At 66.0% G+C, this 12,563-nt stretch carries 10 protein-coding genes and 1 riboswitch; of the genes, 9 read left to right on the top strand and 1 reads right to left on the bottom strand.

The window, feature by feature from the left end; translation table 11 throughout:
- Positions 1-3: 3 nt before the first annotated feature.
- The 3 genes from Q8Z05_RS20125 to ndk are packed head-to-tail and all read left to right on the top strand — an operon-like array spanning position 4 to position 2,268.
- Positions 4-1,362 (top strand): bifunctional folylpolyglutamate synthase/dihydrofolate synthase, encoded by a 1,359-nt coding sequence (locus Q8Z05_RS20125; protein ID WP_305941298.1) that lies wholly within the window; start codon positions 4-6, stop codon positions 1,360-1,362.
- Positions 1,363-1,364: 2 nt separating this feature from the next.
- Entirely contained in the window at positions 1,365-1,808 is a 444-nt protein-coding gene (locus Q8Z05_RS20120) for a DUF4233 domain-containing protein (protein ID WP_305941297.1), read from the top strand.
- A gap of 40 nt (positions 1,809-1,848) precedes the next feature.
- Entirely contained in the window at positions 1,849-2,268 is a 420-nt protein-coding gene (gene ndk, locus Q8Z05_RS20115) for a nucleoside-diphosphate kinase (protein WP_305941296.1), read from the top strand.
- Between the two features lie 130 nt (positions 2,269-2,398).
- On the opposite strand, the gene Q8Z05_RS20110 is transcribed toward ndk, so the two are convergent.
- Positions 2,399-3,070, bottom strand: coding sequence for a vitamin K epoxide reductase family protein (locus Q8Z05_RS20110; RefSeq protein WP_371745894.1), 672 nt, complete (start codon positions 3,068-3,070; stop codon positions 2,399-2,401).
- Positions 3,071-3,540: 470 nt separating this feature from the next.
- Here Q8Z05_RS20110 and Q8Z05_RS20105 point away from each other — a divergent pair, with 470 nt between their 5' ends.
- The 6 genes from Q8Z05_RS20105 (at position 3,541) to proB (ending at position 12,562) form a co-directional block, all read left to right on the top strand.
- Entirely contained in the window at positions 3,541-6,954 is a 3,414-nt protein-coding gene (locus Q8Z05_RS20105; protein WP_305941295.1) for a ribonuclease E/G, read from the top strand.
- 112 nt (positions 6,955-7,066) lie between these two features.
- A riboswitch (TPP riboswitch) is annotated at positions 7,067-7,164 on the top strand.
- The gene (locus Q8Z05_RS20100) at positions 7,147-8,739 is read left to right on the top strand and encodes a bifunctional hydroxymethylpyrimidine kinase/phosphomethylpyrimidine kinase (RefSeq protein ID WP_305941294.1); all 1,593 of its coding nucleotides are present in this window, start codon (positions 7,147-7,149) and stop codon (positions 8,737-8,739) included. (Overlaps the previous riboswitch by 18 nt.)
- 321 nt (positions 8,740-9,060) lie before the next feature.
- Positions 9,061-9,369 carry a 50S ribosomal protein L21 gene (rplU, locus tag Q8Z05_RS20095; protein WP_011692233.1) on the top strand — a complete coding sequence of 103 codons (309 nt, stop codon included), beginning with the start codon at positions 9,061-9,063 and terminating at the stop codon, positions 9,367-9,369.
- Positions 9,370-9,430: 61 nt separating this feature from the next.
- Positions 9,431-9,694, top strand: a complete 264-nt coding sequence (gene rpmA, locus Q8Z05_RS20090; protein WP_009372867.1) for a 50S ribosomal protein L27 — start codon at positions 9,431-9,433, stop codon at positions 9,692-9,694.
- A gap of 116 nt (positions 9,695-9,810) precedes the next feature.
- On the top strand, positions 9,811-11,400 hold the full coding sequence (obgE, locus tag Q8Z05_RS20085) for a GTPase ObgE (RefSeq protein ID WP_305941293.1): 1,590 nt from the start codon (positions 9,811-9,813) through the stop codon (positions 11,398-11,400).
- 64 nt (positions 11,401-11,464) lie between these two features.
- Positions 11,465-12,562 (top strand): glutamate 5-kinase, encoded by a 1,098-nt coding sequence (gene proB / locus Q8Z05_RS20080; protein ID WP_305943644.1) that lies wholly within the window; start codon positions 11,465-11,467, stop codon positions 12,560-12,562.
- Position 12,563 lies beyond the last annotated feature (1 nt).

Below are 12,563 nucleotides of genomic sequence, written 5' to 3'. Positions count from 1 at the left end.
GACATGACCGACGAATTTTCCGTGGAGAGCGTCTACGCCGAACTGCTGGGCCGGGCGCCGGAGAACAAGATGGAGCCGCGCCTCGCACCGCTGTTCCGTGCTATGGATGTGCTGGGGGAGCCCAACAAGGCGTTCCCGATCATCCACGTGACCGGAACCAACGGCAAGACGTCCACGGCCCGGATGATCGAAGCCGGGCTCCGCGCCCACGGCCTCAGCACCGGCCGCTACACCAGCCCGCACCTGTCCAAGGTGACCGAACGGATCAGCATCGACGGCGCCCCCGTGCCGGATGAGACCTTCGTCCGGATCTGGGATGAGATCCGGCCCTACCTGCAGATCGTGGACAGTGAGCTTGAAGCCGAGGGCCAGCCCCGGCTGACCTACTTCGAATGCCTCACCATCCTTGCCTTCGCCGTCTTCGCCGACCAGCCGGTCAACGTGGCCGTCATGGAGGTGGGCCTGGGCGGCATCACCGATGCGACCAACGTCGGTGACGGCCAGGTTGCGGTAGTGACTCCCATTTCGCTGGACCACACCGACCTCCTCGGCGACACCACGGAGGACATCGCCTACGAAAAGGCCGGCATCATCAAACCGGGCGGCTTCCTGGTCAGTGCCGCACAGCCGGTCGGCGCAGCCCAGGTGTTGCTTGAAAAGGCCCGCGAAGTCCAGGCGCCGTACCGCTTCGAAGGCGTGGAATTCGGCGTGGAATCCCGGACCGTCGCCGTTGGCGGCCAAGTGGTAACCATCCAGGGCCTGGCCGGCCGGTATGAAGAACTGCTGGTGCCGCTGCACGGAGCGCACCAGGCGGAGAATGCCGCCGTCGCCGTCGCTGCGCTGGAGGCCTTCTTCGGCGGGGAGAAGGCGCTCGACGCCGACGTCCTCCAGGAGGCGTTTGCCACGGTGACGTCCCCCGGCCGGCTGGAGGTGCTCCGGACGGCCCCGACGATCATCGTGGATGCCGCCCACAACCCCGAAGGCATCCGCGTCTCCGCCGAGGCGATCCACGAGGCTTTCAGCTTCACCAAGCTGGTGGTGGTGGTGGGTGTCCTGAAGGAGAAGGACGCCGAGGAGATCCTCCGCCAGCTCAAGGAGTCCCTGGGCGATCTCGCCGCTGAATACTGCTTCACCCAGTCCAACTCGCCGCGGGCGGTCCCGGCCGAGGACCTCGCGGAAATTGCGCTGGACCTCGGCTTCGGCGAGGACAACATCCATGTGGCTGAGAAGCTCGACGACGCCCTGGAATGGGCTGTGGAGCATGCCGAATCCAACGAAGACCTCGCAGGCGGCGTCCTGGTGACCGGCTCCATCACGCTCGTGGCGGAAGCCCGGATCCTGCTCGGAAAGGCGGACGCCTGACCATGGCTCGACTCACTAAGGCGCAGCGGGAGTGGCGGCCGGGCATGCCCAAGAAGCGGCGCTCCACCAAAGTCATGTTCGCCTCCACGGTCCTGGTGCTCGAAGGGTTCGTCGCGTTCTTCGCCACGCTGGCGGTCTTCGGACTCCGGCGCGACGACTTCCCCCCGGCTCTCATCCTCTCGGTGGGCATCGGGCTGAGCCTGGTGCTGGTGCTCACCTGCGCGGTACTTTCCAAGCCGTGGGGTGTCGGCCTCGGCTGGATCCTGCAGCTCGTCCTGATCTTCGCAGGATTCATCGAACCCATGATGTTCGTGGTGGGGTTCCTCTTTGCCGTTGCCTGGTGGTACGGCATCAGGACCGGAATCCGGATTGACCGGGAGGCCGGGCAGCGCGAACGGGAACAGGCCGAATGGGAAGCCGCGCACCCTGAAGACCAAAGCAACTAGACTTGTTTCCGAATCCCACCCCAAACACATTGGAGCAGTTGTGAGCATTGAGCGCACCCTCGTCCTGATCAAGCCCGACGGCGTGACCCGCAACCTGACCGGCGCCATCCTTGGCCGGGTTGAAGCCAAGGGCTACACCCTCACCGAGCTCAAGAAGGTCGACGCCAGCCGCGAACTGCTGGAGCAGCACTACGAGGAGCACGTGGGCAAGCCGTTCTACGAGCCGCTCGTCGAGTTCATGCTCAGCGGACCGGTCGTCGCGGCAATCTTCGAGGGCCACCGCGTGATCGAAGGCTTCCGTTCCCTCGCCGGCACCACCGACCCCACGACGGCGGCGCCCGGCACCATCCGCGGCGACTTCGGCCGCGACTGGGGCCTGAAGGTACAGCAGAACCTGGTCCACGGTTCCGATTCCGTCGAGTCCGCCGAGCGGGAGATCAAGATCTGGTTCCAGGACTAACAAGGCCCCAGCGCGAGCGGGCACTTAAGCACCCTGCCCCCAGCGCGAGCGTACAGTTGAGGCCCCCGTTTCCGAAGAAACGGGGGCCTCAACTGTACGCTCGCGCTTTTTCTTTGCCCTAGTAGCCGCCCTAGTAGCCGGACGTTCCGATGAAGACCTGGATGAAGGCAAAGAAGATCGTGGCGATGACGGCCACGTAGAGCAGGGCGGTGACAATCCAGCCGGAGTCGCCGGCGATTTTCGCCGCGCCGGCCGGAACCTTGATCACTCCGTGCGTGATGTTCCGGACCGTGACCCACACAAAGAGCGGAATCATCGCGGCCCAGACCACCATGCAGAACGGGCACAGGATGTGGATGGAGTACAGCGCCTGCGACCACAGCCACACCACGAAGGCAAACCCGAGGGTCACACCGGCCTGCAGGCCAAGCCAGTACCAGCGGGCAAACTTGGCGCCGGAGAGCACCGCCATGCCGGTGGTGATCACGACGGCGAACGCCACGATGCCGATGAACATGTTGGGGAAGCCGAAAAGGGAACTTTGCCAGGTCTGCATCACGGCACCGCAGGAAACCCACGGGTTGACGTCGCAGGCGGTGACATGGTTCGGATCCTTGAGCACCGCAAGCTTTTCCAGGACCAGGGCGCCCGAGGCGAGCCAGCCGATAACGCCGGTGATGACCAGCAGCCAGCCGAACTGTGTGTCCCTGGTCATGGGAGGCAGGCTCTCCCTGGCCGCTTCACGCTCGCGGAGGTCGCCGTCCGCCACGTTGTTCTGCATGGAATTGGAGATGCTGGGCATGGGATGTTGCGTCCTTTTTCTCGAGGGCTCCTCGCCCTGATTGTAACGCCGGAGGCTGGAAGGCGGGCACAGACTCCGGCCGGCGGCGCCCTGATTGTGCGCCGGATCTCCCCGCTTCCACCGTGTTTGAGTGTCCGTATGAGAGAATGAAGCTGGCTGGAAGTCGATCCACATTCGAATTCCGGTCCGGTGGCTTGTTTGCAAGACCGCCAATGATGAGCAGGGCACGCTCCGGATCCACGACAGATCCCGGCCTCCCCGCAATGCCATTGGACGGCACCTGGTTGTGGCTTTCAGGAACAACGGGTTTCAGAACAACGCTGCCGGCCCTCCAGGGCTGCCGCACCCCACTGCCGGTGCGAACCTGAGGGTATCCAATTGACTTCTGTCAACGCCTGCGGGTTTTGACAATATGTGCCCCCAAGGGTGCCGGATGTGGCGGTGCGTCAGGGGCAGGAGTGTCGCTACATATGGATAATGACCAGGTCCTAGCCGTTAACGAAGAATCCGCTGCTAGCGAAGAGGCAGCAGCGCCCCAGCCGCCCAGGAGGGCCATCCGGACAAGGCGCAAGGCCGTTCCGAAGGCGGAGGCAGTCGAAGCCGGCGCATCCGCGGACGCTGACGGAGCCCCGGCGGTCGAGACCCCGGCGGCCGAAGCCGGTGCGCCGGAGGCTGTGGAGGAGAAGGCCCCGGCCCGGCGCAGCCGCTCACGCAAGAAGGTGGAGCCTGCCGAGCCGCTTCCGGTCTTCGCAGAAGACGCCGCCGCGCACGGTGATGCCCTGGCTGAGGCGGGCCAAGCAGGGGAGCCCGGACCCTCGGCGCCGGCCGAAGCCGCCGCCGTTGAAAAGCCGGTCCGTCGCCGCGCCTCTCGTGCCAAGGCTCCCGCTAAGGCAGCCGAAGCCGCGCCGGTCGAGCCTGCCGCGCAGAACGCAGCGCCCGTTGCCGAAGCCTCAACAGCCGAGGAAGAAGTGGCCGCGACGGGCCAGGAATCTGCACCCCGGGAAGCTCCTGTCCAGGATTCATCCACGGCCCAGGCGCCCGGTGTGGCGGCAGATACCGAGCCTGATGAGACTGCAAAGTCCGAAACCGCCAGCCCCGTCGGTGCGCTCTTCCTTGAGCCCGGCTCGGTCACTTCCATGATCTTCCAGGCGCCGGACCTGAGCACCGTGCTACGGCCGGCGGCCACGCCAGCCGTAGCCAAGGATATCGACGAGGAAGACACAGAAGACGACGGCGAGGAAGGCGAGGCCGGTGGCTCCCGCCGCCGTCGTAGCCGCGGACGCCGCGGACGCAGCCGCGTGACTGACCGGGAAGCTGCTGGCGAAGCCGAACCTGCTGAAGGTGCTGCCGATGACGAGGACACCGATGAGGAGTCCACCCGGACCACGGACGACGGCGTGACCTCCCGCCGTCGCCGCCGCCGCCGCCGCGGCGACCAGGACCTTGAGCTGACCGGCGGGGGAGATGACGACCCGCCCAACACGGTGACCCGCGTTCGCGCGCCGCGAGCCATCAGCGAAGCGCCGGTCAACAACCGCGTCACCTCCGTCAAGGGCTCCACAAGGCTCGAAGCCAAGAAGCAGCGCCGCCGCGAGTCCCGCGACACCGGCCGCCGCCGCACAGTCATCACCGAGGCTGAGTTCCTGGCGCGCCGTGAATCCGTGGACCGCCAGATGATCGTCCGCCAGCGCGACGACAGAATCCAGATCGGTGTCCTGGAAGACGGTGTCCTGGCGGAGCACTTCGTTTCCAAGACGCAGCAGGACTCGCTGATCGGCAACGTGTACCTCGGCAAGGTCCAGAATGTGCTGCCCTCAATGGAAGCTGCCTTCGTCGACATCGGGCGCGGCCGCAACGCAGTCCTTTACGCCGGTGAAGTCAACTGGGACGCCGTCAATCTCGAGGGCAAGCAGCGCCGGATCGAGAACGCACTGAAGTCCGGCGACTCCGTGCTGGTCCAGGTCACCAAGGACCCCGTCGGCCACAAGGGCGCCCGCCTGACCAGCCAGATCTCCCTGCCCGGACGCTACCTCGTGTACGTTCCCGGCGGCTCCATGACCGGCATCTCGCGCAAGCTGCCCGACGTCGAACGCAACCGCCTCAAGCGGATCCTCAAGGACCGCCTGCCGGAAGACGCCGGCGTGATTGTCCGTACCGCAGCCGAGGGCGCGTCCGAGGAAGAGCTGACGCACGACATCAACCGCCTGCGCGCCCAGTGGGAAGGCATCGAAGGCCAGGCCACGTCCACCAAGATCCTTGCCCCGGAGCTCCTCTACGGCGAACCGGACCTCACCATCAAGGTGGTCCGTGACGTCTTCAACGAGGACTTCTCCAAGCTGATCGTCTCCGGCGAGGAAGCCTGGGACACCATCGAGGCGTACGTGACGTACGTGGCTCCGGACCTGGTGGGCCGGCTCGAAAAGTGGACCAAGGATACGGACATCTTCGCCGCCTGGCGGATCGATGAGCAGATCCACAAGGCACTGGACCGCAAGGTCTTCCTGCCCTCCGGCGGCTCCCTCGTGATCGACCGCACCGAAGCCATGACCGTGGTGGACGTCAACACCGGAAAGTTCACCGGCAGCGGCGGCAACCTCGAGGAAACCGTCACCAAGAACAACCTGGAAGCTGCCGAGGAAGTGGTGCGCCAGCTGCGCCTCCGCGACATCGGCGGCATCATCGTGATCGACTTCATCGACATGGTGCTGGAATCGAACCGCGACCTGGTGCTGCGCCGCATGGTGGAGTGCCTCGGCCGCGACCGGACCAAGCACCAGGTTGCCGAAGTGACCTCGCTGGGCCTGGTCCAGATGACCCGAAAGCGCATGGGCACCGGGCTGCTGGAAGTCTTCGGCGAGCAGTGCGAGGCCTGTGCCGGCCGCGGCATCGTCACCCACGACGAGCCTGTGGAGCACCGCCGCGCCAACACTGTTGCCGCCGAGCACCACGTGCAGCGGACCGAGATCCAGCAGCAGCAGCAGCCCCGGACGGAGCGCAAGAGCCGTCGCCGCGGCAAGGGTGGCCAGCCGGTTTCCGAGGCAGCTCCGTCGACGCCCGCTCCGGCGCATCACGAGCCCACAGAAGCCGAACGCCATGCAAAGGCTGAGGCCACCCGCGTGGCGCTGGCGAACATCGCCGCGGCCGCGCACGCAGCCCACCTGCACGACGCCGAAGCGGGCCATGCGGCCCCGGCCGCAGCAGCCGCGGCACAGGCAGTAGGCCAGGCACTGGCAGCCCAGGCATCCTCCGGCCAGGCACCCTCCGGGCAGGCCGGGACTCCGGCCAGGCCCGGATCCGCGCCGGCGCAGCCCGCTGCCACGCAGGCAGCTCCTGCCGCAGTACGCCCGTCCAAGGCATCGGAAACTGAGGTGGCTGCTGCTGGACGTCCCGCGGCGGTCCTGACCTTCGGCGGCGAAAAGGTGGCGTTGCCGTTCGTTGAGCATGGCGGAGAAGCGCCTTCCCCGGGAGCTTCCCTGACGCTTGACCGGCTGGCTGAAGCCTTCGCGCACCTTGGCGAGCCTGTAGTGGCTGAAACTCCGGCGGCACCTGCCGAACCGCAGGTTGCGGCTCAGCCTGCGGTTCAGGCACCTGCCCACGTGCCGGCCGCCCAGGCGCCGGCAGCGCGTGCGGCTGAAGCGGACTACACCGATCACACTGCGGTGCAGGGCCGGGCGCGCCGTCCCCGCCGCAACCGGAGCGCCAGCCGTGCCCAGGGCGCAGCGAACGAGACGTCCGTGGAACACCACGAGACTGCTCCGGTAGCTGCGTCAGGTCACACCCACGAAGCAAAGGCACCCGAGCCGGCCCAGAAGGACGCGCCTGCCAAGGCACCCGCCAACGAACCGATCATCCTCGGCGTAGGTGTACCGGCCTCCGAGCTCTGATCTCAGGGCAGGTTCCACGAACTGACATCGCGGGTGCGGTCCGAGGCAGGCGTAGCAATACGCCGGTTTCGGGCCGCACCCGCGAGTTCGTTGCGGGGAAACAGTAGGCTAGGGGACTGACACGGGGTGCCGCGCACAGGGCCGGCTGAGATCCACACCCGTTGAACCTGTCCGGTTAGCACCGGCGAAGGGATGTCTCCTTTGGCAATATCATTCCTGCCCACGCCTGCCTCCACGGCAACCCCCTCAGCGTCCGGCGGCGCCCTCCTTCGCCGTACACCGAGGGTGCTGGCCATCGCCGGCTCCGATCCGTCCGGCGGGGCCGGGATCCAGGCGGACCTCAAGAGCATTGCCGCCAACGGCGGATACGGCATGGCTGCCATCACCGCCTTGACGGCGCAAAACACCCGCGGCGTCCGTGCCGTCCACGTGCCCCCGGCCGAATTCCTGACCGCCCAGCTTGAGGCCATCAGCGATGACATCAGCATTGACGCCGTCAAGATCGGCATGCTGGGTGACTCTGCGGTGATTGCCGCCGTCCGCGGCTGGCTGCAGAAGGCCCGTCCCGCCGTCGTCGTTCTTGATCCCGTGATGGTCGCCACCAGCGGGGACCGGCTCCTGCAGGAGGCGGCCGAGGCGGAACTGCGTGAACTCCTGCCCCTTGCCGACCTTGTTACGCCGAACCTGGCCGAACTGGCGATGCTCCTCAACGAACCCCTCGCCGGCGACTGGGAAGCGGCACTGGCCCAGGGCAAGCGCCTCGCTGCCCAGGCGGGCACCACCGTCCTGGTCAAGGGCGGACATCTCGACGGCGGTTCCTGCCCCGACGCGCTCGTCAACACCGAAGGGCTGCTCGGCCAGGACGTTGTGGTAGTCCCCGGCGAGCGGATCACCACCAGGAACAGCCACGGCACGGGCTGTTCGCTGTCCTCGGCGATGGCAACTGCGCAGGCACGGCTGGGGGACTGGGAAGCATCGCTGCGGGAAGTGAAGCCGTGGCTGCAGGGAGCGCTCCGGGAAGCCGAAGCACTGGAAGTGGGAACAGGCAACGGCCCGGTCCACCATTTCCACCATCTCGCGCCCAAAGGCGCGGACGCGCCGGCCGAAGGGCAGTTCGCTGCGGTGCTCCGGCAGGACGCCAGGCCGGACCTGGACGACATCTATGGGCTGGACTTCATCCGTGCCCTGGCCGACGGCACCCTCACCGAGCAGCACTTTGCGTATTACCTTGCCCAGGACGCCATTTACCTGAACGGCTATTCCAGGGTGCTGTCCCGTGCCGCCGCCATAGCCCCCACTGAGGCCGAACAGCTTTTCTGGGCGCGCGCGGCCCAGCAATGCCTCGAAGTCGAGTCCGAACTGCACCGGACGTGGCTCAGCACCCGGAAGGTGGACGACGGCCTGGGGCCCGTGACCAAGTCCTACGTGGACCACCTCCTGGCTTCGTCAGTTTCCGGCAGCTACGGAGTGCTCGTAGCCGCCGTGCTTCCGTGCTTCTGGCTGTACGCCGAGGTAGGTGCCACGCTTCATGGACAGTTCCTGGCGGCCGGCTCGCCGGCCAGCCACCCTTACGCCGAGTGGCTCCGTACCTACGCGGACGAGGAGTTCGCCGCGGCCACCAGGGAGGCGGTCCGCATCGCTGACGCCGCGGCCCGGGCGGCGTCTGAGGCGGAACGGCAGGCCATGCGGACAGCCTTCCGCCAATCGTGCCGCTACGAGGTGGACTTTTTCGACGCGCCGAGGCTGCATGCTGCACCGCAGAGGGTTCCGCAGCCGGTAGGATAGTGGGGCACGGTTCCGGAAGTCGTTGCAGCACCAGCCTGTATTACGCAGAGTGGCGCCTATCACGTACTGCCACCGGAGCCAGCCTCATTTGCGGCCGAAGGCAAAATTAGCGTATTCTAGATCTTCGGTGCTTACGCCAACACTTGGGTTATAACCTCAGGACGGTCCGTTTGGATTCCAAACGCATTGTCCGTGGATAACTCATGGGTTCCCCCGGGGAATCCACCGGCGTTGAGGCACAGCGTGAACCAGGCCAAACAATTTGGACCCAGGTTCCGCACGCAAATCTAGTAATAAACGTCGAGAGAAGTGAGTTCCCCAGTGGTGTACGCGATTGTCCGCGCAGGCGGCCGCCAAGAGAAGGTTTCCGTTGGAGACTTCGTTACCCTGAACCGCGTCCCCGGTGGAGCCGGCAGCACCATTGAGTTGCCCGCACTGCTCCTGGTAGACGGTGACAAAGTCACGTCTGCCGCTGCGGACCTGGCCAAGGTAACGGTTACGGCTGAGATCCTTCAGGACCTTCGTGGTCCGAAGATCGTCATCCAGAAGTTCAAGAACAAGACCGGGTACAAGAAGCGCCAGGGTCACCGTCAGGAACTGACCAAGGTCAAGATCACCGGTATCAAGTAACCTTCCGTTACTTTTCAGGTTTTCAGCAGATTCCCCAGAATTTTTAAGGCAGGCATTTCAAATGGCACATAAAAAAGGCGCGAGCTCCACTCGCAACGGTCGTGACTCCAACGCCCAGTACCTCGGCGTCAAGCGCTTCGGCGGCCAGGTAGTTTCCGCAGGCGAAATCATCGTTCGCCAGCGTGGCACCCACTTCCACCCGGGTGCCGGCGTAGGCCGCGGCGGCGACGACACCCTGTTCGCACTGACCCCCGGCGCCGTCGAATTCGGCACCCGCCGCGGACGTCGAGTCGTGAACATTGTTGCTGCTGCAGCTGCAGAGTAATACCAAGATCTAAACCGGTGGAGCGGGCCATGATGGCCCGCTCCACTGTTCTTTTAACCGCATTACAATCAATTTGGGCGTCCAAGACGGTCAGGTTAAGCACAGAGGAGATTCACGTGGCGAGCTTTGTAGACCGGGTAGTACTGCACGTATCCGGCGGTAGCGGCGGTCACGGCTGTGTCTCCGTCCACCGCGAAAAGTTCAAGCCCCTGGGCGGTCCCGACGGCGGCAACGGCGGCGACGGCGGCGACGTCATCCTGCGCGTTGACCCCCAGACCACCACGCTGCTGGACTATCACCACGCGCCCCACCGCCACGCCACCAACGGCGGGCCCGGCATGGGCGACTGGCGCGGCGGCAAAAACGGCGAAACCCTGATCCTTCCCGTTCCGGAAGGCACCGTCGTCAAGACCAAGGACGGCCGGGTCCTGGCTGACCTCGTCGGCGAAGGCGCCGAGTTCGTCGCGGCCGCCGGCGGACCGGGCGGATTGGGCAACGCCGCACTGTCCTCCCAGAAGCGCCGTGCTCCCGGCTTCGCCCTCCTCGGCATCGAAGGCGAGTCCAGCGACATTGTCCTGGAACTGAAGTCCATCGCGGACATCGCCCTGGTGGGATTCCCGTCCGCCGGCAAGTCCAGCCTCATCGCCGCCATGTCCGCGGCACGCCCCAAGATCGCCGATTACCCCTTCACCACGCTGATCCCCAACCTGGGCGTCGTCCAGGCCGGCGACGTACGCTTCACCATCGCCGACGTCCCCGGACTCATCGAAGGAGCCAGCGAAGGCAAGGGCCTTGGCCACCACTTCCTGCGGCACGTCGAGCGCTGCGCAGCTTTGGTTCACGTTTTGGACTGCGGTACGCTCGAAGCTGACCGCGATCCGCTCTCAGACCTCGCCATCATTGAAGCCGAGCTTGAAAAATACGCGGTTGACATGAGCTACGCCGGCTCCGACGGCGAGGTTGTCCCGCTGAACCACCGGCCCCGGCTGGTGGCCCTGAACAAGGTCGACCTGCCTGACGGCAAGGACATGGCCGAGTTCGTCCGGCCCGAACTTGAGTCCCGCGGCTACCGCGTATTCGAGATCTCTGCCACGAGCCACGAAGGCCTCCGCCAGCTCGGCTTCGCCATGGCGGAGATCGTCAAGGCTGCCCGTGACTCGGTGGCTGCCACGCCGCCGAAGGTGCACGCACCAGTGCTGCGCCCGAGGGCAGTCAACGAGTCAGGCTTCAAGATCCGCCGTGAGGAAAAGAACCTGGAGCCGCTGTTCCGGGTCCTGGGCGACAAGCCCGTGCGCTGGGTCAAGCAAACCGACTTCACCAATGAAGAAGCCATCGGCTACCTCGCCGACCGCCTGGCCAAACTGGGCGTGGAAAACGAGCTGTTCAAGCAGGGCGCCAAGCCCGGCGACACCGTAGTGATCGGTGAAGACGACGGCGTGGTGTTCGACTGGGAACCCACCATGATGGCGGGCGCCGAACTGCTCGCCTCGCCCCGTGGCACGGACGTCCGCTTCGCCGACATCGGCGACCGCCCCACCCGCGGGCAGAAGCGCGACGAGCAGCAGGAGCGCCGCGACGCCAAGGCTGCGGCCCGGGCCGAGCTGGAAGCCGAGCGCAAGGCCGGGATCTGGACCGAATCAGTCAGCGGGCGGCGTGCCGCACGGCCGCTCAAGGAGAGCGGACTGACCACCGAAAATGAGGAGTGAACCCGCACACGTGACCGATAATTCCGCAATTGTCATCGAGGAACCCCGCACCGACGACCGCAGCATGCTCGCCAGGGCGCGCCGCATCGTCGTCAAGGTCGGATCGTCGTCGCTCACCAGCCTCAAGGGTGGAATCTCCGAAGAGGCACTGATCGAGCTGTCCGATGCGCTGGCTGCCAAGCACAACGACGGCACCGAGATCATCCTCGTCTCCTCCGGCGCCATCTCCGCAGGCCTGGCCCCGCTGGGCCTGGTGAAGCGCCCGCGCGACCTCGCCACCCAGCAGGCAGCCGCCAGCGTCGGCCAGGGACTCCTCATGGCCCGTTACACGCACGCCTTCGCAGCGCACGGCGTGACGGTCAGCCAAGTCCTGCTGACCGCGGACGACCTCATGCGGCGCAGCCACCACATGAACGCTTTCCGTGCCCTGAACCGTCTCCTGAACCTCGGCGTCGTGCCGGTGGTCAACGAAAACGACACCGTGGCAACGCACAAGATCCGCTTCGGCGACAACGACCGGCTGTCCGCCCTGGTGGCGCACCTGGTCCGGGCCGATGCCCTGGTGCTGCTCTCCGACGTCGACTCGCTCTATGACGGGCCTCCCTCGAAGGGTGCCAAGCGGATTCCGCAGGTTGACGGCCCCCAGGACCTCGAGGGCGTCAACATCGGCAAACCCGGCCAGGCCGGTGTCGGAACCGGCGGCATGCAGACGAAGGTGGAGGCCGCCACGATGGCCGCCGATTCGGGCATCCCCGCTCTGGTCACGTCCACCGCGAACGCCGCCGCCGCCCTGAACGGCGAGGACGTGGGAACCTGGTTCTCCGTCAACAGCGGCCGCAAATCGGTGCGCATGATGTGGCTGGCGCACCTGGCGCACGTGCAGGGCCGGCTGATCCTCGACGACGGCGCCGTCACGGCTGTCCGGGACCACCGCTTTTCGCTGCTCCCGGCCGGTATCACGGCAGTTGAAGGCACCTTTGAATCCGGCGACGCCGTCGAAATGATTTCGCCGAACGGCACGGTCATCGCCAGGGGCCTGGTCAACTATTCCTCGGATGAACTGCCGCAGATGCTGGGGCGTTCCACAGTGGAACTGGGGGAGTCGCTGGGCCGTGGCTTCGACCGTGAGGTTGTTCACGTTGATGACCTGGTTCTGGTCTAGC

The sequence above is a fragment of the Arthrobacter oryzae genome, assembly GCF_030718995.1.
GTDB classification, from domain to species: Bacteria; Actinomycetota; Actinomycetes; order Actinomycetales; family Micrococcaceae; genus Arthrobacter; species Arthrobacter oryzae_C.
Note: the sequence above shows the minus strand (reverse complement) of the source record. Positions and strands in the feature narration are given on the sequence as shown.